At 69.7% G+C, this 20929-nt stretch carries 18 protein-coding genes and 2 tRNA genes; 4 read left to right on the top strand and 16 right to left on the bottom strand.

All coding sequences use genetic code 11. The features are described from left to right. Positions 1 to 292: 292 nt before the first annotated feature. The 13 genes from NE857_RS08730 to NE857_RS08670 all read right to left on the bottom strand — a co-directional run bounded on the left by NE857_RS08730 (position 293) and on the right by NE857_RS08670 (position 13343). Positions 293 to 2104 (bottom strand): ABC transporter substrate-binding protein, encoded by a 1812-nt coding sequence (locus NE857_RS08730; protein WP_254420516.1) that lies wholly within the window; start codon positions 2102 to 2104, stop codon positions 293 to 295. Next, positions 2101 to 2292 carry a hypothetical protein gene (locus NE857_RS08725; protein ID WP_254420515.1) on the bottom strand — a complete coding sequence of 64 codons (192 nt, stop codon included), beginning with the start codon at positions 2290 to 2292 and terminating at the stop codon, positions 2101 to 2103. Before NE857_RS08725 ends, NE857_RS08730 begins: the two co-directional genes overlap by 4 nt. 6 nt (positions 2293 to 2298) lie before the next feature. Further along, positions 2299 to 3423 (bottom strand): ABC transporter ATP-binding protein, encoded by a 1125-nt coding sequence (locus tag NE857_RS08720; protein ID WP_254420514.1) that lies wholly within the window; start codon positions 3421 to 3423, stop codon positions 2299 to 2301. Continuing rightward, positions 3420 to 4490 (bottom strand): ABC transporter ATP-binding protein, encoded by a 1071-nt coding sequence (locus NE857_RS08715; protein ID WP_254420513.1) that lies wholly within the window; start codon positions 4488 to 4490, stop codon positions 3420 to 3422. Before NE857_RS08715 ends, NE857_RS08720 begins: the two co-directional genes overlap by 4 nt. A gap of 5 nt (positions 4491 to 4495) precedes the next feature. Beyond that, a complete protein-coding gene (locus NE857_RS08710; RefSeq protein WP_254420512.1) occupies positions 4496 to 5383 on the bottom strand; it encodes an ABC transporter permease in 888 nt (295 codons plus the stop codon). 12 nt (positions 5384 to 5395) lie between these two features. Beyond that, entirely contained in the window at positions 5396 to 6484 is a 1089-nt protein-coding gene (locus NE857_RS08705; protein ID WP_254420511.1) for an ABC transporter permease, read from the bottom strand. A 504-nt stretch (positions 6485 to 6988) separates the two neighbouring features. Next, the gene (gene ltrA, locus NE857_RS08700; protein WP_254417703.1) at positions 6989 to 8320 is read right to left on the bottom strand and encodes a group II intron reverse transcriptase/maturase; all 1332 of its coding nucleotides are present in this window, start codon (positions 8318 to 8320) and stop codon (positions 6989 to 6991) included. 600 nt (positions 8321 to 8920) lie between these two features. After that, positions 8921 to 9523 carry a septum formation family protein gene (locus NE857_RS08695; protein WP_254420510.1) on the bottom strand — a complete coding sequence of 201 codons (603 nt, stop codon included), beginning with the start codon at positions 9521 to 9523 and terminating at the stop codon, positions 8921 to 8923. A gap of 158 nt (positions 9524 to 9681) precedes the next feature. Then, positions 9682 to 10188, bottom strand: coding sequence for a septum formation family protein (locus NE857_RS08690; protein WP_254420509.1), 507 nt, complete (start codon positions 10186 to 10188; stop codon positions 9682 to 9684). A gap of 207 nt (positions 10189 to 10395) precedes the next feature. Beyond that, positions 10396 to 10469 (bottom strand) — tRNA-Lys (locus tag NE857_RS08685). A gap of 303 nt (positions 10470 to 10772) precedes the next feature. Continuing rightward, positions 10773 to 10846 (bottom strand) — tRNA-Lys (locus NE857_RS08680). Between the two features lie 177 nt (positions 10847 to 11023). After that, positions 11024 to 11215 carry a hypothetical protein gene (locus NE857_RS08675; protein WP_017581955.1) on the bottom strand — a complete coding sequence of 64 codons (192 nt, stop codon included), beginning with the start codon at positions 11213 to 11215 and terminating at the stop codon, positions 11024 to 11026. Positions 11216 to 11426: 211 nt separating this feature from the next. After that, positions 11427 to 13343, bottom strand: a complete 1917-nt coding sequence (locus tag NE857_RS08670) for an AfsR/SARP family transcriptional regulator (protein ID WP_254420508.1) — start codon at positions 13341 to 13343, stop codon at positions 11427 to 11429. Positions 13344 to 13545: 202 nt separating this feature from the next. Between NE857_RS08670 and NE857_RS08665 the strand changes: the two genes are divergently transcribed. Further along, the gene (locus NE857_RS08665) at positions 13546 to 14538 is read left to right on the top strand and encodes a MurR/RpiR family transcriptional regulator (RefSeq protein ID WP_254420507.1); all 993 of its coding nucleotides are present in this window, start codon (positions 13546 to 13548) and stop codon (positions 14536 to 14538) included. Positions 14539 to 14615: 77 nt separating this feature from the next. After that, positions 14616 to 15674 carry an N-acetylmuramic acid 6-phosphate etherase gene (locus NE857_RS08660; protein WP_254420506.1) on the top strand — a complete coding sequence of 353 codons (1059 nt, stop codon included), beginning with the start codon at positions 14616 to 14618 and terminating at the stop codon, positions 15672 to 15674. Positions 15675 to 15745: 71 nt separating this feature from the next. On the opposite strand, the gene NE857_RS08655 is transcribed toward NE857_RS08660, so the two are convergent. The 3 genes from NE857_RS08655 to NE857_RS08645 form a co-directional block, all read right to left on the bottom strand. Next, the gene (locus NE857_RS08655) at positions 15746 to 16231 is read right to left on the bottom strand and encodes a transposase (RefSeq protein ID WP_254420505.1); all 486 of its coding nucleotides are present in this window, start codon (positions 16229 to 16231) and stop codon (positions 15746 to 15748) included. Positions 16232 to 16385: 154 nt separating this feature from the next. Beyond that, positions 16386 to 16808: an IS110 family transposase gene (locus NE857_RS08650; protein ID WP_254418180.1), complete on the bottom strand. Its 423-nt coding sequence runs from the start codon at positions 16806 to 16808 to the stop codon at positions 16386 to 16388. 363 nt (positions 16809 to 17171) lie between these two features. Beyond that, complete coding sequence (locus tag NE857_RS08645) at positions 17172 to 18665, bottom strand: DUF885 family protein (RefSeq protein ID WP_425572202.1); 1494 nt, start codon at positions 18663 to 18665, stop codon at positions 17172 to 17174. A gap of 196 nt (positions 18666 to 18861) precedes the next feature. Between NE857_RS08645 and NE857_RS08640 the strand changes: the two genes are divergently transcribed. Together NE857_RS08640 and NE857_RS08635 are read left to right on the top strand one after the other, a co-directional pair. Then, a complete protein-coding gene (locus NE857_RS08640; protein ID WP_254420503.1) occupies positions 18862 to 20082 on the top strand; it encodes a flavin monoamine oxidase family protein in 1221 nt (406 codons plus the stop codon). Positions 20083 to 20146: 64 nt separating this feature from the next. Then, entirely contained in the window at positions 20147 to 20911 is a 765-nt protein-coding gene (locus NE857_RS08635) for a SanA/YdcF family protein (protein WP_254420502.1), read from the top strand. Positions 20912 to 20929 lie beyond the last annotated feature (18 nt).

Genomic DNA, 20929 nt, shown 5'->3' with positions numbered 1-20929 from the left:
GGTCAGGGGGCCATGGGATCCAGGGGCGGACGGGGCCGGAGGGTGACACGACGCGGATGCGCGTGCGAATGCACGGGAGACTACCTGCGTTGCCCCCGAACGCGCACAAACGGCCCCCCGGTGGACAAACTTCCGCATGCCCGTAATCCCCCGGACTCACGTTCGGGTCCGCCCACGGCAGCGCTTCCAAACACGCCTGTAGGGGCGAGGCCGCGGGCACTCGCCCCTACAGGGGATCACTCCTGCCGCCCGGCCGGACCGGGCGGGGTTCGGGGTCGCTCCCCGGCTGGCCTCAGCCCTCGTTCGAGGTCAGATCACCCTGGATCAGCGCCAGGATGATGGGGTTGTCCTCGTAGATGTCGTTCTGCGCGGCCGGGTGGTCATCGTCGAACGCCTGGACACGCACGCCCTCGATGGCCGGAGCGAGATACTTGTAGGTCCAGATCGGGATACGCGGCAGCAACTCGTTGAAGACGATCGCCATGACCCGCACGGCCTCCTTCTGGTCCTCCTCGGACTCGGCGCGCCGGGCGGTGTCCACCAACTCCTCCAGGTCGACCTCGCCCTGTGAGGGGCTCTCCACCTTGAGGTCGAAGGACTGTCCCGGAGAGTCCTCGGTACCCGCGTTCTCGGCGAGGAAGTTCATCTGGAAGGCGCCCCAGTAGTCGGGCAGCTCGGGGTTGCCCCAGTGGCGCACGGCGACCTCGAAGTCACCGGCGGCCCAGATACCCCACGGGTTGTCCTCGGGGACGTTGCGCGCCTCGGTCTTGATACCGAAGCTGTTCCATGCCTCCTCGACCTGGGTGGCGGTCAGCTCGAAGTCGCCCCAACCCGAGACACCGATGACCTCGAAACTGGCCTCATCGCCGTCGGGGAGGTACCACTTGCCGTCCTCCTTGGTCCAACCGGCCTCCTCCAGCAGCTCCGTGGCCTTGTCGATGTCCTGGTCGAAGGTCTCGAAGTCCTCGAGCTCCTCGGCGCTGAAGACCTCCTCCGCCTGGATGTCTGCCAGGCCCGCGTAGTGCGTGACCCGGCCGTAGGCCTCACCTCGGGCCACCTGGCCGATCTGGTCGCCGTCGAGGACGTAGGCGAGCGCCTTGCGCACGCGCACGTCCTTCAGCTCGGGCTTGGCGGCGTAGTTGAACATCAGGCCGCAGCCGTCGTAACCAGGGTGCTCGATCCACCGGAAGCCATCGACCCCCTGGAAGGCCTGCTGGTCCGCGGCGGAGGGAGCCAGGGTGGAGTAGTCGACCTCGCCCTGCTGCACGAGCAGGGCGGACTGCCGGTTGTCACCCTTGTGCACGACGACCTCGTCGAAGTTGACCTCCGTACCGCGGTAGCCGTCCTCGTTGCGCACCAGCGTGATCCGCGCGTCCGTCATCTGCGCCCGGTCGAACTTGTAGGGACCGCTGCACACGATCTCGTCCGGGTTGAACTCGATGAACTCGGCGTTCCACTCGAGGTGATCGTCGTCGCCCTGGCGGACTCCGCCGTTGACGAGCTCCAGGGCCTGCTCGCCGAAGTCCGCGTACGTGGTCTTGGAGACGATGCGGTGTTTGAGGATGCTCAGTTCGATGTTGGGGAACGGGTCCTCGAAGCCGAGTCGTACGCTCAGGTCGTCCAGCTTCTCCAGGTCCTGGACCTGCGGGAACCCGGTCCCCCACGAGGGGGCCTCCAGGACGCGCATGGCGTAGCTGCGGACCATGTCGTCGGCGTTCAGCTCCGTGCCGTCGCTCCACTTCAGACCCGAGCGCAGGGAGACGATCAGGTCGTCGCCGTCCCACTCGTGCCCTTCCAACAGGAGGTAGTCCCACTCGTGCGCGCCCCAGTTGTAGAAGGCGCCACTGCACAGGAAGAGGTCCCGGTAGACGGAGTTCATCAGCAGCGCGCCGTCCTCGACGTGCACGTTGCGGGTCTGGGAGTCCAGGTCGAAGTCGAAGACGCCGGCGAACCTGGTGACGCCGTCGCTGTCACCGTTGCCACCGGAGCAGGCGGACAGGGCGCTGGCGCCCGCCACACCGACGGCGCCGAAACCGACGGCCTTGAGCAGCCGCCTCCTGCTCAGCTCGTTCAGGAGGGCGTTGTTCGAGGGGGTGGGGGTCATTCTTGGCGTTTCCTTTCGAAAAGGACGGCGATCCAGCCGAGGGCGAGTACGACCAGGCCGATACCGATGGTGACGACGCTGATGACGAACTCGGCTGTGCCGGGGGAGGTGAACACGGCCATGAGGGTGCATGTGATGGTGAGGAACGCTCCGGCGAACAGGCCGAAGCGTCCGATCAGGAGCAGCAACTCACCTCACCCCCTGGTGACGACGTGGCAGGCCAGCAACCGGTCGTGGCTGCGGACCAGCGGAGGCCGTACGGTGTCGCAGCTGCCCTGGGCGTAGATCGGGCAGCGCGGGTGGAAGTCGCAGCCTGGCGGCAGGTCGGTGAGGTCGGGGATGTCCGCGCTGCGCAGCCGGACCCGCTCCTTGTTCTTCGCCAGGTCCGGGTCCGGCTCGCAGACCGCGGAGATGAGTGCCTTGGTGTAGGGGTGCCGGGGATCGTTCACCACGTGCGGGGTGGGCCCGTGCTCCACGACCTTGCCGAGGTACATGACCGCGATCTCGCCCCGCCAGGCGAAGTACTTGGCCACGGCGAGGTCGTGGGTGATGAACAGGAAGCTCACGCCGAGTTCGTCGCGGAGCCTGCCCAGGGTGTTCAGGAGGCTGACCCGGATGGACACGTCCAGCATCGACGTGGACTCGTCGGCGATGATCACCTCGGGGTTCATCGCCAGAGCGCGAGCCACGGCGACGCGCTGGCGCTGGCCGCCGGACATCTGGTGGGGGTACTTGTCCAGGTAGTCCTCGGCCGGGGTGAGGTCGACGCGCTCCAGGAGTTCGGTGGTGACGCGGCGGGCCTCGTCGCGGCCCTTGACCAGCTTGTGGCGGCGCAGTCCGGCGGAGACCGTGGAGTAGACGGTGCGGACCGGATTGAGGGAGGCGTAGGGGTCCTGGTGGATGTACTGGACCGAGCGCCGGAAGGCGGCCCGCTCCTGCTTGTCCATCGTGGCGACGTCCTTGCCGCGGAACAGGACCTCACCCGCGGTGGGGTCGGACAGGGCGGCGGCCATGCGGGCGGTGGTGGTCTTGCCGCAGCCGGACTCCCCCACCAGGCAGAGCACCTGGCCGGGGCGGACCTCCAGGTCGACCCCGGCGACGGCGGGGACCTCGCCTCTCGAGGTCTTGAAGATCTGCTGGGCGCCCTTGAGGGACAGCACCGGCGGTTCGGCGCGGCGCTCATCGGAGCCGAGGGCCCGGGCGGTCGCGGCGGCGCCGATGACGGTCCCGGGGGCCGGTTCGACCGTGCTGGCGGCGCGCGGGGCGGTGTCGTCGGGACGCGGTTCGGCGTGGGCGGGGTTGACGGTCCGGTCAATCAACGGGAGACCCCCTCGGCGTGGAGTGCGGCGTCGGTGGAGCGGAAGCAGGCCGCCGTGTGGCTCAGGCCCGCGTCGCGGTGCTTGAGCACCTCGAGCACGGGACGGGTGGCGGTACAGGAGTCGAGAGCGTGGGCGCAACGGGGCGCGAAGGAGCAGCCCGGGGGCAGCGCGTTCAGGCTGGGCGGGCCGCCGGGCAGGGACTCGGGCACGTGGAGGTCGCCCACGACCGGCGGCACGGAGTTGATCAGAGCCGAGGTGTAGGGGTGCCGGGAGCGGTAGAAGATGTCCCGGGTGGTGCCGGTCTCGATGAGCCGTCCCGCGTACATGGTGCCGACGCGGTCGGCGAGCTCGGCGGCCAGGCCGAGGTCGTGGGTGATGAAGACCATCGAGAAGCGCAGCTCCTCGCGCAGCTCGGCGAGGCGTTCCACGATGGAGCGCTGGGTGAGGATGTCCAGGGCCGTGGTGGGCTCGTCGAGGATGAGCAGCTGGGGTTCGAGGGCCAGGGCCAGGGCGATGAGGCTGCGCTGGCGCATCCCGCCGGAGAGTTCGTGCGGGAAGCTGCCCAGTACCCGGACCGGGTCGAGGCGGACCATCTCCAACAGCTCGGCGGAGCGTTCGAGGATCTCCTTGCGGGGGCGGCGCCGCCCGGCTCGCTCGTGGGCGCGGAAGGTGTCGAGGAAGTGCTCCTCGATCTTGAGCACCGGGTTGAAGGCGTTCATGGCGCCCTGGAAGACCATGGCCGCCTCGTTCCAGCGGAAGCGGCGCAGCTTCTCCTTCTCCAGGGTGCGCACGTCCACGCGGGTGCCGTCCTTGCGGCGGAAGAGGATCTCGCCCTTGGGGACGACCCCGGTGCGCGGCAGCAGCCGCAGCAGCCCGAGGCCGAGGGTGGTCTTTCCGCAGCCGGACTCGCCGACCAGGGCCATGGACTGGCCGGGGTGGAGGTCGAAGGAGACGTCGTGGACCGCGGTGACGTGGGTCCTGCGGCCGGTGCGGTAGCCGACGTCGACCCCGCGGACCGACAGCAGGGCCCCGTTGTCGCTGTCCCGGGCGGTGGGGTGGTCGTTCACTGGGCTCACCTGTCCCGGAGTCGTGGGTTGAGGGCCTGTTCCAGGGAGCGGGTCATGGTGACCAGCCCGATCTGGAAGAGCATGATCATCACCATCGGGGCGACGAGGAAGGGTGCCGCCTGGGGCAGGAGGAAGGCGTTGTTGTCCCAGGCCTGCTGGATCATCAGCCCCCAGTTGTCGGCGGTGCTGGGCAGCAGGCCCAGCAGGTACATGCCGACGACCGCGTAGATGGCGTTGGTGATGGCGATGATGAAGTTGATGAAGATGTAGCCCGCCATGTTGGGCAGCACCTCGACGCACAGGATGCGGGTGGTGCCCAGGTCCTGGAGGCGGGCGGCCTCGATGAACTCGCGTTCCTTGAGGGTGAGGACCTGCGCGCGGATGGACCGCATCAGGTAGGGCCAGGTGACCAGGCCGATGATGAAGGAGACCACCATCGGGGAGGAGGTCCGGTAGAAGGAGGCGATGACCAGCATCAGAACGATGAAGGGGATGGTCATCGTGATGTCGGTCAGTTGGAGCAGGAAGTGGTCGACCCTGCCCCGGACGTAACCGGCGATCGCGCCGAGGGTGACCGCGATGGCGACGGTGATGAGGGCGGCCATGAGACCGACCATGATGGGTTCGCGTCCGCCGAGGATGAGCTGGGTGAGGGTGTCCTTGCCCTCGTGGTTGGTGCCGAGCCAGTGCTCGGAGCTCATCGGACCCCAGATCCTGCTGACGTCCGTGGGGTTGTGGTTGTCGATGAGCAGGGGGCCCACGAAGGAGAAGAGCAGGACGCTCAGGACCAGGCAGAGCCCGATGAACCCGCTGGTGCTGCGGGTGATGCCCTGCCAGATGCTGCCCCAGACGCCTGCGGCGGGCGCGGGACCGGTTGCGGTGGTGACTGCCATGCGTGCGTCCCCCTACTTCCGGATACGAGGGTCGAGCCTGCTGTAGAGCAGGTCCGCGGCGAGGTTGGCGATCACCACGCACGAGGTGATGATGATGAGCAGCCCCTGGAGGAGCGGGTAGTCGCGGTAGTTGACCGCGTCGAGCAGGAGTCCGCCCACGCCCTTGTAGACCAGGACCTGTTCGACGAAGATCGCGCCGCCGACGAGGGTGCCGAAGGAGATCGCGATCTGGGCGACCAGCGGCAGGACGGCGTTGCGGCCGACGTAGGCGGTGGCGATGCGGCTGTCCCGCAGGCCCCGGGCCCGGGCGACGGTCACGTAGTCCTCGCCGAGCACCTCGGTGGTGGAGGCCTTCATGACGAGCATCCAGGTGCCGATGATGGCGAGCACGTAGGTGAAGATCGGCAGGGCCGCGTGGTAGAACGCGTCGCCGATGAAGGTGAGCGTGAACCCGGGCTGGACGCCGGGGCTGAGGGTGCCGCGGAGTTCGATCGGGTTGAACCAGCCCAGGTACATGCCGCCGACGACGACGAGGAGCATCGCGATGAGGTAGTTCGGGACGGCGCCCAGGACCGAGGCGACCACGCTGAGCACGTGGTCGAGGAACTGGTTGCGGCGGTAGGCCATGACCATGCCCAGCGCGAGGCCGAGGACGATGGCGATGAGGGTGCCGGCGCCGATGCTGAAGAGGGTCCAGGGGAGGTAGGCGCCGATGGCCTCGGTGACGCTGAAGGCGGGGCGGTTGATCGTGTTGCCGAGGTCGAGCGTGGCGAGCCCGACGAGGAACTCCCACCACTGCCGCAGGAGGGACGCCTCCGGATCGTAGGCCAGCGAGTTCATCGCGATGGCCCGCGCCTCGTTCATCGACATGCCGCCCTGGGTGAGACGGCCCGCCATGACGTCGATGGGGTCGCCCGGCATCGCGCGGCCGAGGAAGAACGTCACGTTGGCCACCACGAAGACCACGACGAAGGCCTTGCGGACCTTCACGAAGACGTAGTTGCGCCAGATCCGGTTCAGGAGGGGGTTGTTCTTCCGGGGGGCGGCGGGCCCGGATCCACCTGTGTCCGGTGGTGGGGAGGCCGCGATTTCGGTGGCCACGGGGCTCCTTCGAGCAAGGGGGCACGGCGGTGTCGGGGACCGTGGGGCATGGCGATTTTTTGTTAGGAAACTTTCCTAATAGAACATCACGGTAACGCCACCCGTGTGCCCCACACCACCCTCGTGACCAAACGGCGTCTTTTGCGCGACCCGATCGGCATCACAAAAAGAACAGAAGACAACAAACCCACCCATAGCCCTCAGGGGCATTTGGCCGTATCCGGCCACTTCGGGGGATACACAACTTTTAAAGGTGTCGCTGTTCGCCAAGCGCTTCGTACCGTTGCGACGCACACGGTTGCGACGCACACACGCATGCCTGCCGGAACGGGCCCACCAGCCCGGACGCTCGACGGCGACGGCGATCCTGCCGCACGTGGCTGGCCCCGACGAGTGGCCGCTGCCCGACGCCCCGCGGCAAGGGCTCAGGATCGGGTAGGAGGGCCGGGTCGCCCGGCCCTCCCCCCACACCACCGGACATGCGGGCCCGCATCCGGCGGTTCGTCAAACTGATCTCAACCGCTGCCAGGTCGGCTTGAGCATCCGCAGACCAAAGCCCTCCCAGTAGGAGTTGGGCAGCGCCTGCTGAAGGACGACCGAGCCACCGATCCGCCAGTACCCCTTGCTGCTGATCGCCCAGTCCCGGGCCACACGATCCGAGATACCGAGCGAGCGCAACATCCGGCGGCGGGTCCTGGCCCGCTTCCATTCCTTCCAACGGACCTGCCGCATCCTGCGGCGGAGCCATTCATCCAACCCCTGGAACACCCTGGGGGTGTCCGCGAGCCGGAAGTAACCCATCCACCCGACGATGAACCGGTTCAACCGGCCGATGCGATACTCCATCGCAACCGACCACCGGCGCGAGGTCAGCTCCCGGATCCGCACCTTCCAGCGCCTGAGCGCCTTGGGATCGACCCGGATACGCACCCCGGCCCGGGTGAAGTAGAAACCGAACCCCAGCAACGTCGCGACGGATGCCGGAACCACCTTCGACTTCTCCCGGTTCACCTTCAGCTTCAACCGCTGCTCGACCACGACCGTGATCGAGTCGAGCACCCTGTGAGCGGCCCGCCTGCTACGCGTGAAGACACGGATGTCATCGGCGTAGCGCACGAACCGGTGACCGCGACGCCACAGCTCCCGATCCAGGTCGTCGAGCATGATGTTGGACAGGACCGGCGAAAGCGGAGACCCCTGCGGGGTCCCCTGCGCGCTCGGCATCTTGACCCCGTCCGCCATGATCCCGGCTTCCAGAAAGGACCGGATCAGTCGCAGCACCCTGCGGTCGTCAACCCTGCGCGCCACCCGGGCCATCAACACATCGTGCTGGACCCGGTCGAAGAACCGGTCCAGGTCGATGTCCACGACCCATCGGTGGCCGTCCTCAATAGCCCGCCGCGCGACCCGCACCGCCTGATGGGCGGACCGGCCGGGACGGAACCCGAACGAAGACCCGGAGAACTCCGGGTCGAAGATCGGGGTGAGGACCTGCGCGATGGCCTGCTGGATCAAACGGTCCAGCACCGTGGGAACACCCAGCATCCGCTCGCCGCCCCCGGGCTTGGGGATCATCACCCGGCGGACCGGCGAGGGCCGGTATCTCCCCGCGTCGAGTTCTTCCCGAACGCCCTCCCAGTGCTCGCGCAGCCATCCCCGCAGATCAGCGGTAGTGACTCCATCCACACCCGGGGCACCCCGGTTGGTCTCGACCCGTTCGAGCGCCGCGGCCAGGTTCGCGCTGGACAGCATTCGCTGCCACAGATCCCCCTGGCCGTGGTGGACATCGTCTCCAGGCCGCGCCGACAGGTCACTACGCTCTACGGCGGTACTCAACGGAAATGCACCGTCCCCTCCCACCGCAGGCCCGCCTTCGGCGGGGTGGCTGCGATCTGTGTGACCAGCACGAGCGGCACCGGTTCCTCTGTCCCATTTGACGTTCGGCCCTTCCCAGCCCACGAGCGATCCCGGCTGGTACTACGACCTCTGCTGACTTCTGCCCGGTCAGCCGCTCCCTTGCGGTCGCGGCCGTCGGCGCGGCGACATACTCAGCACAACCGACACCCGGACAGACCTCCCCAGGTAAGAACAGCTACTTTCCCCCTACGCCTGCCGCATCTACACCCCGGCCGTCTTGGCAGTGACGGGCTTCGCCATCCATGGCTGGCTCACCCCGACCGGACTGCCTTGTATGCGGTTCGTGTTCCTCAGTGCAGGGTTTCGCCTCGGGCTTCCTCCCGACCCCACCTCGCGGTGACGCCGTTGCCTCCGGCTCAGAGTTAGCACTGCCGCTTCCTCTAGAGGACTTCCACCTCCAAGCAACTGCCCATGCTGGGCACACCATGACAAACGGCCCGCGCCATCGGGTGGCGCGGGCCGTTCAGTTTCCAGCGGGGTACCGCCCCGCGGGGCGCCGCCGGGGTCGACCGGCGACGGCTACAGCTGCGAGTCCTCCAGGCTGCCGGTGGACTGGCTGCCGTCCATGTGCCCGACCAGGCACAGGTAGTCGCGGCTGCCCTGCTCCCAACCCTCCTCGGTGGGCCACAGCGAGGTCTGGTAGAGGGCCGAGGTCGCGTACGGGGAGCCGACGAAGTCCTCGAAGGCGTCGATACAGCCCTCGTCGACCATGTCGGAGAGTTCGTCCTCGCCCGGGTAGGCACCGCTCTCGTCGACCACGCCCTCGTAGTAGACCTCGAAGTCGTGCGGCTCGTCGCAGTCCACGATGGGGACGCTGCTGACCGTGTCGTCGTAGTCGGTGGTCCACTCGTTGAGGCAGTCGCCGACGGCCAGGATCATCACGTCCTGGTCCTCGGGTTCCACCTCGAGCGGCTCCTCGGTCTCGAAGGGCTCGGGCTCCTCCACCTCGACCGGCTCCGCGGTCTCCGTGGGCTCGGCCGCGGGGCCGGGGTCCTCAGCACTGTCGGTGAAGGCGGGGGGAAGCAGGGGCAGTCCGCACGCCGAGAGGGACAGTGCGGCACCGGCGGCCGCAGTCGCCAGGGCGATACGGCCGAGCAGGGGGTGACGCGCTTCGGACAACATGACGGCTCCACTGGATCGTTGGTCTCCCACCGACCCGGAAGAGTGAATCGGCGTTACTTATCCAGACGCGTCCGGACAGCAGAAGGTTTCGCCCGGTTCGCGAACCGGCCCCGGCAGGGCCGAAGCCGGTTCGAACGGATCAGGGAGGGTCGAACGGGTCAGGGGTTGGCAACTCCGAGGCTGCCGGTGACCGGATCACCGTCCACCACGGCGTAGCAGAGGATCTCGCGGTCGCCGAGAAGGTCCCAGGTCTCGACGGTCGGCTGGAGACTGCCGATGAAGATGTCGGACTCGGTGACGTTCTCACCGAGGAAATCGTCGAAGGCGCTTCCTTCGCAGATCTCCTCCGCCAGCTTCGACACGGAGGTGTCGCCCGGGAAGTCTCCGTCGGGCAGGTCCTCGGCGTAGAAGAACTCGGCGTTGTGCGGCTCGGCGCAGTCGATCAGCGGGATGTCGCTGACCTCCTCGTTCTCACCGCCGGGAACGGCGAACATCTCCTCCTCGTTGAAGCAGTCCCCGACCTCGACGTCCATGGCGTTGCCGGTCCCGAGGAGGGCGTTGACCAGGCCGCAGGCGGAGAGGCTCACGGCCGCACCGGCGGCGAGGAGGGCGAGGGAGGTGTTACGCAGGGCAGGGGAAAGGAGGGCAGGGGTGGGGGAGGACATGGAGGAGCTCCGGATTCTTCGTGAAGGGGCCCGCCGGTCGGGGTGGCGGGCAGGAAAAGAATTCACCAGCTGGTACGCGGTGTCAACGGGATTCGGGGGGATACCGCGCCGTGCGGGGGCGGTGAGGGCGGCGAAGGCAGGTGGTGCAACGGGAACGGCCCCGGTCGGTGGACGCGATGTCCTCCGACCGGGGCCGTCGTACTGCTGTGCGCCATCAGGGACTCGAACCCCGGACCCGCTGATTAAGAGTCAGCTGCTCTGACCAACTGAGCTAATGGCGCTTGTTTTCACTGTGAGCCCTGCGGCTCTCTGCGGCAACGGAGTTAACTCTACCGGAACTTTTGAGCCCTCCGAGCCAGGAAGGGCCCGATGTGCGCCACGCCACGCAGGACGCCCGCATGAGCGGGGCTCAGACGGGGAAGCAGTTGCCCGGACAGCGCCCTCGGGCGGGGCTCCGGGCACCGCTCCGGGCGGTGTTCTCCGACGCGCCCCGGAGGCCCCGGCCCCGGGGCGCAGCCCGGGCATACGAGAACGACCCCGGTCGGTGGACGTGATGTCCTCCGACCGGGGCCGTCGTACTGCTGTGCGTCATCAGGGACTCGAACCCCGGACCCGCTGATTAAGAGTCAGCTGCTCTAACCAACTGAGCTAATGACGCCTGTTCTCGCTGTGAGCCCTGCGGCTCTCTGCGGCAACGGAGTTAACTCTAGCAGGACCGTGAGGTGGTCGCGAACCGGTTTCGGGGTCGACCGGGGGTCGGCCCCGTCACATCGCGGCCCTCGCCCCTCGGGCTCTTTCGAACCTGACGGGCGCGGTCCGGGCGGCCTGCTCCGGTTTAGGAGAAGGCCATGACCAGGGCGATGATGATGCCGATGGTCAGGACGACACCCACGCCCGCCAGCACCAGCGGCAGGATCGGGCGGCGCGGAGCCTCCTCGGGCTCGGGGTTGTCGTCGACGAACCGGCGGAAGTGCTGCGTGGTTCCCGCCGGGTCCGGGTCGAGGTTGGGATCGTTGTTCTGCGTCATGGAGCTGACACTAGCGACTCATGAGACCGCTGAGCACCCCCTGGGGCAGATCTGGCCGATCTCACAACTCTCCATTGGGCTGGCCGGAACCCGGACTTTTCGAAAACCCCTTGTGAGCGCTGTTGTGGCTGATGTGACTGCTGTGACTCCGCTTTCCCGGGCTGAGAATTTTCTCTGCCTGAAAGCCGCCCGTAAGACCGACCGCGAAGACTCAGGAGCGGGGTTCGGAGCCCGGTCGGTACTTCCCCGCGGCCGTGCCCGACCCCAAGGGCCCGGCGCGCAGCACGGCGGCCATCCGGGCCGTGGGCGAGACGCCGTGCGCCGGGTCCGCCCGTTCCACCAGCCGGACCAGCTCCGCGGCGGGGTGCTCCGGGTGGGCGTCCAACCAGGCCACCGCCATCCGCAGCGCCAGGGGAAAGCCACCGGCCAGCTCGGCGATCCGCCGCAGCGTGTGTGCTGGGCAGCGGCCGGATCCCAGCAGGGAGCGCAACAGGGCGACCGCGTGTTCCTGCGGCAGGGCGTCCACCGGAACGGCCCGCAGCCCGTCCCGGATCAGCAGGTCGGTCAGCCAGTGACGGCTGGCCACCACCGCTGAGCTCCCCGGGGTACCCGGGAGCAGGGGCCGTACCTGGTGGGCGGTGGCGGCGTTGTCGAGCACGAGCAGCACCCGGCGCCCCGACATCAGGGAGCGCACCCGGGCGGCGGCCTCGTCGGGTTCGGTGACCCCGCGGTCCGGGTCCGCGGAGCCAGGGTTTCCGGGGTTGGCCGTCCCCGCGGACAGGGAGCGGACGAGGCGGCCCAGGACGTCCGCGGGGTGGAGGGGGCCACCGTCGGGGCCGCGCAGGTTGACGTAGAGCTGGCCGTCGGGGAAGTGGGTGGCCACCGAGTGCGCCCAGCGCACGGCCAGGGCACTGCTGCCCGCCCCGGCCGGGCCCCGGACCAGGACGCTGCCGGGCACGGGGGAACAGGGGTCCACGAGGCGGTCGATCTCGGCCAGGGTGTCGGCGCGGCCGACCAGGGTGCGGGGGGCCGCGGGGAGTTCGGCCGGGATGAGGCAGCTGGCGGAACCGGTAGTGGGCCCGCTGGCGGGTTCGGGTCCGCGCCGGGCGGCGCAGGGCCTGGTGTCGGGATGGGCGCGCTGACGGGGCACAGCCGCTCCTGAACCGGTGGTTCCCGGATCGGGGGTTCCCGGTTCCGGGGTTGTCGAGCGGAGGGCTACCGGCGGGGCGGCACTCCGCAGGGCCGACCCGGGCCAGACGACGCCCTCCGCTCGGGAGCGCAGACCGAGCCTGGAGTCGAGGTCACCGCGCAGGATTCCGTGGAAGGTCTCCTGGAGTTCGCGGCCGGGGTCGGCGCCCAGGCGTTCGGCGAGCACGGAGCGTGCCCTGGCGTAGACCCGCAGGGCCTCGCTCTGGCGTCCGGCCCGGTAGAGGGCGATCATCTGGACCCGGATGAGGGGTTCGCGTTCGGGGTGGTCGGCCGTGATGGGGCCGATGCTGGCGGCGACGCGTTCGTGCTCGCCCCGGGCCAGGGCGGCGTCGAACCCCCGTTCGGCCACCCGAAGGAGCTCCTCGTTCAGGCGCGGCACGTCCTGTGTGTGCAGCAGCGGCGCGGCGACGTCGGCCAGGACCGGGCCGCGCCACAGGCGCAGGGCGTGGGAGAGGAGGTCGGCGTGGGTTTCGGTCTCCCCGCGGGCGGCGGCCAGCTCCGCCCGGCCGGTCAGGGCACGGAAGAGCAGGAGATCGGAACGGTGCTGGTCCAGGTCGATCCGGTAGCCGCCGTCGGCGCCCTGGATGAGCGGAGCGCCCAGGTGCTGTTCGAAGAGGGCGCGGGCCCGGGCGATGTGGACCTGGAGTGCGCCCCGGGCGGCCTGGCCCGGGGTGTCCCAGACGCGGGCGATGAGGTCGTCGGTGGGCACGACCCGGCCGGCGTTGAGCAACAGGGTGGCCAGGAGGGCGCGGCGGCGGTCCCCGCGCAGGCTCAGCGAGACACCGTCGACCTGGACCCCGAAGCGGCCCAGGAGACTGACGTAGAGTCCCTGGGAAGCGGGTTCCAGCCGAGCGGGTTCGGCGGGTTCGGGTTCTACGGTCGCCTCGTCCCGTGTTCCCGGCGGGTCGAGCAGCGACACGGATTCATCCCCCCTGTGAGGCCGACACGGATGTGTTCGGGTGCCGACGTGCCGCCTCCCTCCCAGGGTGCCGCCTGAGCTGGGATCACGCAATCAGAACAGGGCCACTTGCCGCACGGGCCGTCCCTTGAAATCCTTGAATCTCCCGGTTTTTCCCGTCAGTGCGTTGACTCAGCACCACGACCGAAAGAAACTTTCCTCCATGGCGCAAATTCCGAAGTCGTCTGGTGACCGTGCGAACCGGGGTGACGTTTCCTCGTCACCGGTCCCGACGACGGTCCTCCGGATCAGGTCACTGCTCCCTTCCCTGGCCCCCGCCGAACAGCGGGTGGCCCAACGGGTCGTGGACGACCCCGAACGCGCCGCGGCCTCCTCCATCACGCAACTCGCCAAGGACTGTGCGACCTCCGAGGCCACCGTCATCCGGTTCTGCCGCACCATCGACTTCAGCGGCTACCGCGAGCTGCGGCTGGCCCTGGCCACCGAGGCCGGACAGGCGCGGGGGGCGCGCGCCGACTCCGCGGAGCTGGCCAGCGACATCAACCCCGACGACACCCTCATCACCGTCGTCCAGAAGATCGCCTACACCGACGCCCGCGCGGTGGAGGAGACCGGTGCGGCCATGGACGTGGAGGTCCTGCGCTCGGTCATCGACACGATGTCGAACGCGCGGCGGATCGACGTGTACGGGGTGGGCGCGAGCGCGTTCGTCGGCGCCGACCTCCAGCAGAAGCTGCACCGGATCGGGCTGACATCGTTCGCGTGGTCGGACGCGCACGTGATGCTGACCAGCGCGGCCCTGCTGGAGGAGGGTGACGTGGCGATCGGGATCTCGCACAGCGGCACCACCATCGACACCGTGCAGGCGCTGTCCGAGGCGGGCCGCAGGGGCGCGCGGACGGTGGCGATCACCAACTTCCCCCGGTCCCCCATCGGTTTCGCCGACCACGTGCTCACCACGGCGGCGCGGGAGACCCTGTTCCGCTCGGGTGCCACGGCCTCCCGGCTGGCCCAGCTGACTGTGGTGGACTGCCTGTTCGTGGGGCTCGCGCAGATCCGGTACACGGACAGCATGAGCGCTTTGGAGACCACCTACGAGGCGGTGCGGGGGCTGCGGCTCAGCGACGACCGCAGACGTCGGCGGGGCGGTTCACCCGCCACCGACAACGACGGCGCCACCGGAAACGACGACTGACCCGCTATCCGCGTCGGTTCCGTGGTTCGGCCCTTCCGGGCGCGGCCCGGCGCGGCCGGATGGAAGGACAAGCACGGGTGCGGACCGAACAGGAGAGCGCAGTGCAGGGCGGCACGGAACAGAACCCGCAGGACCGGGGACCGGACGGACGGGGGCCCGGCAGCGGGCCGGGCCGAGGAGCGGGTAGCGGGTCCGGTAGCACTGACGCCGTGATCGTGCGGGCGCCCACCGAGGCCCGTAACTCGGGTACCTACGACATCGACATGCTCCCGGCGCTGGACATCCTGCGGCAGATCAACGCCGAGGACACCACCGTCGCGGCGGCTGTGGGCGCGGTGCTGCCGGAACTGGCCCGCGCGGTGGAGCTGGGGGTGGCGGCGCTGGAGAAGGGCGCGGCCATCCACTACTTCGGGGCGGGGACCTCGGGGCGGATCGCCGCGCAGGACGCCGCGGAACTGCCGCCGACCTACGGAGTGCCCGCGGAGTGGGTGGTGGCCCACCACGCGGGCGGCGGCGAGGCGCTGGTGCGCGCCGTGGAGGGGATCGAGGACGACTGGGAGTCCGGTCGGATCGACGCGTCCGGAGTGGCCCCCGGTTCGCTGGTGGTCGGCCTGGCGGCCAGCGGGCGGACCCCCTACGTGGGCGGTGCGCTGGAGGCGGCCCGTAAGCGGTCGGCCGCCACGGTGTTGATCAGCGCGAACCCTGACGCCCCGCTGGCCGGGGGCGCCGACGTGCACGTGGGTGTGTCCACCGGAGCCGAGGTGATCGCCGGGTCCACCCGGATGAAGGCGGGCACCGCGCAGAAGCTCCTGCTCAACGCGTTCTCGACCGCGGTGATGGTGCGGATGGGGCGGACCTACTCGAACCTGATGGTGGGTGTGGACGCCACCAACGGCAAGCTTCGCGGGCGCGTGGTGACCATCCTGGTGGAGGCCACCGGCCTGGACGAGCAGACGTGCGCCGAGGCGTTGACGGCGGCCGAAGGCGACACCCGGACGGCGCTGGTGTCGCTGCTGGCCGAGGTGGACGCGGCCACGGCGGCGCGGGCTCTGGAGAAGGGCCGCGGCCGGGTGCGCGCGGCCCTGACCGAGCTGGGCCTGCCGGGCCAGCAGGCCCCGGGGCCCCAGGCATGCTGACCACAGAGGTTGAGCACACCTAGATCGTTGATGGGGGTGGCTCCCCCCATATTCCCCGTGACGCTTCTATGTCAAGTGGCGGGCTGAAGAGAGACCTCAGCCCGCCCTCTCACCACTTGATCAGCGACCATCGCCCGATACACCACATCCGCCAAATGCCGCTTCAAAGCCCGATACGCACCCTTGGTGCCCTTGGCCTCCTCCCGGGAACGCACGAACTCCCGAGCCGGCTCACCCAACCGGACCTGAACCACCCCGATCGAGTGCAACGCCCGGTTCACCTGCCGGTTCCCACCCCGGTGCAACCGATGCCGATCCCGCCCCGAGGAAAACACCGGAATCGGCGCGCTCCCCGCCCACCGCGCCATCTTCGCCGAGGTCGCAAACCGCGACACATCCCCCACCTGCGAGAGCAACACCGCAGCCCAGACCACACCCACACCACGAATCCCCAACAAGTTCGGCGCCAACGGCTCCACCAGCTCCTTGAGACGCCGCTCCACCTCAACAACACGCACGAACAGGGTGTGGATCTCCTCCAGCTGCTCCAGCAGCACCCACCGCGCCACCTCGTCCAGCTCGGCCCCTCCACCAGAGCACGCACCCGACCCACCTTGGCCCGGGTTTTCAACGCCCCCTTGCCCAGGCGGTGGTCCAACTCGATGTGCACCGCCGCCAGCACCCGGTTGGTCAGGGCCACACGCTGATCGGTCAGATTCTGGCGCAGGCCCACCAGCGCACGCACCTGCCGCACCTGCGGGTCGATCCGGTGGCGGGCCAGGTCAGGGTGGCCAGGGCCGCACGCGCGATGGCCACCGCGTCGATCACGTCGGACTTGGCGCCCACCGGCCCGCTCAGCTTGCGGTGGGCGGCCATGGCGCGCGGCGGCACCCACACCACTTCCTGGCCCGCTCCCAGCAGGGCGTCAGCGATGGCCCGGCCCAGCCCGGGGCCGCCCTCGATGGCCCACAGCACCGGGCCGTTTCCGGCCAGGGCGCGGATCCAGGTCAAGAGCTGGCCCAGGGCCTCGGGGCCCGTCTGGACCTTCTTGGCCCTGCCCAGGCGGGTGCCGTCCTGGGCCAGCGCGACGGCTTGGTGCATGTCCTTGTGCGGGTCGATACCCACTGTCACCATGGTGGTGTCCTGCTTCCTCTTGGTCAGGAACGGGACGACTACCAGGGCCCTGGCCCGGGGGACAGATCTACTGTGAGTTATCGGCTGCACAGGCTTCTATAAGGTCACTCCCGCGGCCAGGGCCTTGGCCTGCGAGCGCTGGTGGACAGGTCACGACAAGGTCCACGTGGGACAGATCTTGCTTGAGTCACCCCAGCCCCGCTGTCGGGCGGCTCCCGTCGAAACCCTCCCGACACCCACCATGGTGGACCAGTAGATCTTGCTACCAGAAGCAAGTTCGGCGCCCTGGGTTCCAGTGGCTCCGGGCTTCTGGTAGCAAGATCATCCCGGGAGAGGGGCCGCCTGGTGTTTCGCGGACGGGGGTCAGGTGTCCAGGGCGGCGGGGATCAGGCCCAGGGGCGGGGAGCCGAGCTCCAGGAGGGCGCGGTGGAAGCGGGGCAGGGAGAACTCACTCCCCCACTGCTCCCTGGCGCGTTCGCGTAGCGCCATGATCTCCAGCTTTCCCCAGGTGTAGCGGCCGTAGGTGGGGTCGAACGTGGCGCGCCGGGCCTCGGAGAGGGCCGCCGGTCCCTGGAGCGGGGTGTCCTCGCTGAAGCGGGCCGCCGCCTCCTCCACGGTCATCGTGCCGGTGTGCATGCCGATGGCCACGGACAGCCGGGTGACGCGGATGAGCGCCTCCAACCACACGCCGATCTCGAAGTGGTCGGCGGTCCAGTCCGGGTCCCCGAGCCGCTCGGCCGCGTACGCGCCGAAGCCCTCCTCCAGGCACATCTCCTCGGCGTAGTGCGCCCAGCCCTCGGCGAAGGTCATGGAGTGCAGGGCCCGCCGGACCTCGCTCGGGGCGCGGCGCAGGGCACGCCCGTGCGAGAAGTGGCCGGGCGCGACCTCGTGGACGCTGACCGCCGGGAGGGTCGTGTGGCTGAACTGCTCCAGCCACTCGGCGGCCTCCGTCTCGGACAGCTCCGAGTCGGGCGGGGTGATGTAGTAGAAGGACGGGTTGTCCTGCTCCCAGGGCCCGGACCAGGCCATCATCGCGGTGGCCCAGCGCAGCGCGGGTGGGGGAACGTCCACCCGGCACTCGCCATCGCCGTAGGGGGCCAGCCCACGTTCCTCGGTGAAGTCGAGGGCGATCCGCGTCCAGGTGCGGGCGGCGCCGAGGACCCCGTCGGTGTCGGGGTGCTGTCGGGTGAGTTCGCGGCTGAACTCCATCGGGTCGCGCCCCGGGGCCAGCCGCTCGGTGGCCTCGGCGAGCTTGGCGCGCAAACGGTCCCGTTCGGCGTCGGCGCGTGCGGCCAGGGCGTCGAGGTCCACCTCCACGGCCTCGCCGGTACCCATCAGACGGCTCAGCGCCTCGGTGCCCAGCGCGGCGCTGTCCGGGCCGTGTTCGGCGGCGTGCTCGACGTGGTCCAGCAGCCGCGCGTGGGCTGCCAGGGCCTCGCGGCGCACGTCCTCGGAGACGCTGTCCGGGATGCCTTCGGCCAGCCCCCGGACCGCGCCGAGGAGGGACTGCGCGATGGGTGCCGAGAGGCGGTCCAGTGCGGCGATCGCGTTGTCGGCCAGACTCGGCCAGAGCCGCAGGTGTGCGGTGCGGGCGGCGTCGCGCTCGGCTTCGGGCGCGTACGCGCGGTCGTAGCCGGACAGGTCCATCTCACCGGCGTGGTAGAGCGGGTTGGCGCGGTGCCACTGGAGTTCGCCCAGCTCGTAGCGGAGTGCGTTCTCGAAGGCGGAGAGGTGGGCCTCGTCGTGGGGGTCGGCCAGAGGTTGGCCGCCCAGCTTCGCCAGGGCGGCGCTCACCCCCTTCGGCGAGAGGTCGGCGGCCCGGCCGTCGTACTCGTGCATCCCGGCGCCTTCTCGCATGCCGCCGGGCATGAGGTCGGCGATCGCGCGCAGCCGCGGGGAGAGTTCGTCATCGTGTGACCGTGCAGAACTTTGAGACTGTGCGGAGCTGTGTGAATGTGCAGAATCAAGTGACTGTGCAGAATTGTGTGACTGTGCAGGCATGCGCAGACTCTAACCTTGGACAGCCGCACCGGAAGAAGGGTTTTTCGCGCGTATGCTCCCCCAGCCCAGCCGTTTCCTTCGCACCTCGTGGTCGCGGGACCCCTTCGCCCTCGGTTCGTACTCGTACCTGCCGCCGAACCCGCTCGGTGCCCACGTGCGCACGCACCTGGCCGAGTCGGTGGGCGGGCGGGTGCACTTCGCCGGGGAGGCGACCTCGGCACAGGCGCCCGCCACCACCACCGGAGCCCTGTTGAGCGGGCGCAGGGCCGCCCGGGAGATCCTGGAGACCGCCCGGGAGGGGCAGAGCGTCACCGTGGTGGGGGCGGGGTTCGCGGGGCTGGCCTGTGCCCGCAAGCTCGTGAAGGCGGGGCTGCGGGTGACCGTACTGGAGGCGCGGGAGCGGGTCGGCGGCCGGGCCTGGACCACGTGGGTGGACGGTATGCCGGCCGACCTCGGCGCCTCCTGGATCCACGGGCACAAGGGCAACAAGATGACCAAGGTGCTGCGGCGCTCCGGCGGCCGGGCGCTGCCGTTCGACTACGACAACGCCGCCGGGCGGGACCGGGCGGCGCTGCGTGAGCTGGGACGGCTCACCAAGGACATGGACGACCGGCCCGACGCCGACACCGCTCCCATCTCGGCGGTGCTGCCGCCGGACCCCTCGCCCGCGCTGCGCTCGGCGGCCAACATGGTCTACGCGCAGGAGTACGGGGCCGAGCCGCACCAGCTGTCCATCACCGCCGACGAGGAGGGCGTGGGCGGACGCGGTGGCGACCTGCTGCTGCCCGACGGCTACGACCGGCTGGTGGAACAGGTCCGCGATGGTCTGCCCGTGCGCACCGGCGCGGTCGTGACCGGGGTCGGGTACGACACCGAGGGGACCGTGGTCCGGCTGCGGGACGGGGAGGAGGTCCCCGGCGACCACTGTGTGGTCACGCTGCCGCTGGGGGTGCTCAAGTCCGGGTCTGTGACCTTCACCCCCGAGCTGCCCGAGGAGAAGCTGGCGGCCGTCGACACCCTCGGTATGGGCCTGCTCGACAAACTCTGGCTCTGGTTCCCCGAGGTGTTCTGGGCGGCCGACGCCGACGTCATCGAGTGGTCGGACCCCGAGGACCCGGGGCTGTGGTCCTACTGGGTCAACGGGTACAAGGCGTTCGGCCGGCCGGTGCTGCTCGGTTTCAACGGCGGGCACCAGGCCCACCGGGTCGCGGAGCTGACCGACGAGCAGGCCGTGGACAGCGCGATGTCCGCGCTCCGCCGTATGCGCGCGTGAGTTCCGGACACCGGTTCCGGGCATCGCTCGGAACTCCGGCCGGGTTCCGGTCGTCTCCCCTGATGTGACGACCTCCGAATCCCACAATCCCGACGTCGACCCCGCATCCGAGGACCGCGTACCCGAGAACGACGCCGCGGAGGGCAGCTCCGGGGCGCTGCCGCGACGGCACCGTCTGTTGGCCCTGCTGGCCGTGTCCGCCCTGATCCTGGCGTGTGTGCCGTTCGTGTGGATGCTGGCCTCCACCGGCGACCAGCGCCACACCGCCGAGACGGTGCCCGACCGGCCGGTGGCGATCGTCCTGGGCGCGGGGGTGCGCCCGGACGGCCTGCCCAGCTATCTGCTGGCCCAGCGCCTGGACCTGGCGGTGGAGCTGTACGAGGCCGGAAGCGTCCAGGCGGTGCTGGTCACCGGGGACAACGGGGTCGAGCACTACAACGAGACCGACACCATGCGCGACTACCTGGTGGACGCGGGCATCCCGGAGGACCGGGTGGTCGGTGACCACGCCGGGTTCTCCACGTGGGACTCGTGCGCCCGCGCCAAGGAGGTGTTCGGGGTGGAGGAGGCCACGGTCCTCACCCAGGAGTTCCACCTGCCGCGCGCGGTGCGCCTGTGCCGGGCTGCGGGGATCGACACGGTCGGGGTGGGCGGTTCCAGCATGAGCGAACGCGCTTTCGCCACCGTCTACGGGTGGGCCCGCGAGGTCCCGGCGTCGGTTCGGGCGCTGGGCACCGTGGTGTTCCAGCCCGACCCCAGGTTCCTGGGCGACTACGAGAGCGGTGTGGACGACGCTCTGGCCGCGCACGCCGGAGAAGAGGCGCGCTGACCCGAAGGGCTGAACAGA

Origin of the sequence: Nocardiopsis exhalans (genome assembly GCF_024134545.1) — a bacterium.
Lineage (GTDB): Bacteria > Actinomycetota > Actinomycetes > Streptosporangiales > Streptosporangiaceae > Nocardiopsis > Nocardiopsis exhalans.
Note: the sequence above shows the minus strand (reverse complement) of the source record. Positions and strands in the feature narration are given on the sequence as shown.

Coding starts and splice junctions, on each gene's coding strand:
- NE857_RS08675 (WP_017581955.1), bottom strand. CDS start 11,215: ATGACGCAGAACAACGATCCCAACCTCGACCCGGACCCGGCGGGAACC.
- NE857_RS08640 (WP_254420503.1), top strand. CDS start 18,862: ATGCTCCCCCAGCCCAGCCGTTTCCTTCGCACCTCGTGGTCGCGGGAC.
- NE857_RS08690 (WP_254420509.1), bottom strand. CDS start 10,188: ATGTCCTCCCCCACCCCTGCCCTCCTTTCCCCTGCCCTGCGTAACACC.
- NE857_RS08645 (WP_425572202.1), bottom strand. CDS start 18,665: ATGCGAGAAGGCGCCGGGATGCACGAGTACGACGGCCGGGCCGCCGAC.
- NE857_RS08730 (WP_254420516.1), bottom strand. CDS start 2,104: ATGACCCCCACCCCCTCGAACAACGCCCTCCTGAACGAGCTGAGCAGG.
- NE857_RS08665 (WP_254420507.1), top strand. CDS start 13,546: ATGGCGCAAATTCCGAAGTCGTCTGGTGACCGTGCGAACCGGGGTGAC.
- NE857_RS08695 (WP_254420510.1), bottom strand. CDS start 9,523: ATGTTGTCCGAAGCGCGTCACCCCCTGCTCGGCCGTATCGCCCTGGCG.
- NE857_RS08710 (WP_254420512.1), bottom strand. CDS start 5,383: ATGGCAGTCACCACCGCAACCGGTCCCGCGCCCGCCGCAGGCGTCTGG.
- NE857_RS08650 (WP_254418180.1), bottom strand. CDS start 16,808: ATGGTGACAGTGGGTATCGACCCGCACAAGGACATGCACCAAGCCGTC.